This is a genomic window from Halomonas citrativorans, from assembly GCF_014898005.1.
In the GTDB taxonomy this organism is placed as follows: Bacteria; Pseudomonadota; Gammaproteobacteria; order Pseudomonadales; family Halomonadaceae; genus Vreelandella; species Vreelandella citrativorans.
Genome location: NZ_JABUYX010000054.1, coordinates 1 through 2,490, shown reverse-complemented (window position 1 = coordinate 2,490; position 2,490 = coordinate 1). Strand labels below are relative to the sequence as shown.

Here is a 2,490-nt window from a genome sequence, read left to right as displayed (position 1 = left end):
GTACGGCTCCTATGAAAAGACACCAGCACCGTCGAAAAACACAGCGTCTCCACCGGATGCTTAAACTTACGATTCTCACCCCAAAAAACACATACGCTTCTTTTTAGCTGCTGCGGCCGATCAGGTGACTCATCACGTATCCTCAAGGTTCACCCGATGCCTGCTCCAACGAAAGATGCAGATTTTCAGCCCCTTCTTCGCAGTTCTAGTCTGGTGCCTGGTGCCACTGAACATAAGTTTTAAGCGTCTCAGTAGTCGCTCCACCTGCCATACACGTTACGACCGGGACATCAACGATCAAGCATCAAGGTATCTTGAAGTTGAAGGCTGAAGGACTTGCCCATCGAAGCTCGCGTAAATCCGCCACGTTGTCGGTAGCAGCCGTTGAAGAGGGAAGCCCCACCCATTAGGGCGGGGAGCAGTTACCTCATCACTTCTTGCACAGCGAGCAAATCGAAACTGTTGCCTATCTCACCCAAAGTCGCGAAGTCCTTACCGTAAATCCACCCTATGTGCTTAATGTTACAGGTTACGATCGCAACATCTGCCTGGGCAGAAAATGATGACATCATCAAAGAACCAAAAGCAGTTAACCTCAAAACCTCATCTGCCATCCAATTACCCATCAGTGACCAGCGCCCACCAGTAAGGCTCAAAGTTGTTCTCTAAGGTAAAAATGTAATAAATCGACATTATATTGTCGATAATAAAAGATATATATATTATAGTGTCGATATGAAAACACGGCATGTTACCCTCAGCCCTAAAGCCTCCCTCTCCCTGCGTCTGTTCGCCGGACTGATCGAAGAGGGTAGACTCAATAAAGGGTGGACCCGCGACGAGCTCGCTGATCGGGTTGGTGTTGGCGTGGTCACTATCCGTCAGGTCGCCAAAGGCTCATCCCGAGTGGCTATTGGAACTTATTTCGAAGCTGCGGCGTTGGTCGGCGTTTCGCTATTCACCAATGATCTGGACACACTAAACCGCGAACAAACGATCCAGCGAGACCGGCTAACATTGCTCCCCAAGCGGGTTCACCGCCAGCCACAAGAGCCTATTGATGATGATTTCTAGTCGACGCGCCTACGTTTGGATCTGGCTTCCCAGACAGACATTTCCAGTGGTCGCCGGTCTTGTCGAACGCGATGATCAAGACCACTATCGCTTTACCTATGGTCGTAGTTACCTTACACGCCCTGATGCGATCAGCCTATTCCCCGAAGAGCTCCCCCTTCGTCCCGGAAACCAGGAGAAAGTAGACGGTGCGTTACCTTCCTGCCTACGTGACGCCTCACCAGACGCTTGGGGGCGACGCGTCATTATCAACCGTCTTACGGGGCAAAAAGGCGATAAGGCTAATGGTGTCGACTTCAATGAGTTAGTCTATCTGCTCGAATCTGGCTCGGATAGAATCGGTGCGTTAGATTTACAGCAATCGCCCACTGACTACCGACCACAAGAGAACCAAGTTGCCACCTTGGATGAATTGCAAGAAGCCTCAGCGTATGTAGAGGCTGGAGAACCGCTGCCCCCAGCCTTAGACCTGGCCATTCAGCATGGCAGCAGTATCGGCGGTGCCCGCCCTAAGGCTCTGTTGAACGATCAGGATCGCAAATTGGTGGCAAAGTTCTCTTCTAGTACCGACCTTTACAGCGTAGTGAAGGCGGAATTTGTCGCCATGCGGCTCGCCCAGCAGGCGGGGCTGGATGTTGCGCCCATCAAGATGGCCCGCTCATTAGGCAAGGATGTACTGCTGATTGAACGCTTCGACAGAATGAAGACAGCTGATGGTTGGGGGAGACACATTGTGCTCTCTGCTCTCACGCTGCTCGGTCTGGACGAGATGATGGCCCGCTATGCCAGCTATGAAGATCTCGCCCATCGAATCCGATCTAAATTCAACCAGCCGGGGAAAACACTGGTCGAGTTGTTCAGCCGCATCGTCTTCAACGTACTTTGCGGAAATACCGACGACCATGCACGTAATCATGCTGCCTTCTGGGATGGTATGCACTATCGACTAACTCCGGCCTACGATATCTGTCCGCAGTCACGTACCGGTGGCGAAGCCACCCAGGCGATGCTGTTGTATGACCAGGAACGTCGCAGTCAGCTAATCCACTGTTTGGCAGCCGCAGAGCGGCTCGGTCTTAGCCGGACTCAGGCCCGTGAAATCATCAATCACCAGATTGCGATCATCCATGATTATTGGGATGCTGTTTGCGATGAGGCTGACCTAAGCCAGGTCGATCGTGACTTTCTATGGGGTAGGCAGTTTCTAAATCCGTTTGCGCTGGAGGGCTATTCTGAGAGATGAGACAGCATTCTCCTGGTTAGATACAGTCATGATGAAATCATCAAAGCACCAAAAGCGGGTAACCTCAAAACCTTATTTAGAATTATCATCAAAAGCTCATTTGCTATCCAATTGCACATCAGTGACCAGCGCCCACCCGTAAAGCTCAAAGCTGTTTTCCACGCTGTCACAAA

The 2,490-nt window shown here is 51.2% G+C and carries 2 protein-coding genes; both read left to right on the top strand.

The annotated features are described in order from the left end of the window. Nucleotides 1-735 precede the first annotated feature (735 nt). Nucleotides 736-1,074: a helix-turn-helix domain-containing protein gene (locus INT20_RS17850; RefSeq protein ID WP_193057445.1), complete on the top strand. Its 339-nt coding sequence runs from the start codon at nucleotides 736-738 to the stop codon at nucleotides 1,072-1,074. Next, on the top strand, nucleotides 1,064-2,317 hold the full coding sequence (locus INT20_RS17845; RefSeq protein WP_226912249.1) for a type II toxin-antitoxin system HipA family toxin: 1,254 nt from the start codon (nucleotides 1,064-1,066) through the stop codon (nucleotides 2,315-2,317). The genes INT20_RS17850 and INT20_RS17845 overlap by 11 nt, the downstream gene beginning before the upstream one ends. Nucleotides 2,318-2,490 lie beyond the last annotated feature (173 nt).

Excerpts from the sequence above, each read along its gene's own strand:
- INT20_RS17845 (WP_226912249.1), top strand. The coding sequence starts at position 1,064 with ATGATTTCTAGTCGACGCGCCTACGTTTGGATCTGGCTTCCCAGACAG.
- INT20_RS17850 (WP_193057445.1), top strand. The coding sequence starts at position 736 with ATGAAAACACGGCATGTTACCCTCAGCCCTAAAGCCTCCCTCTCCCTG.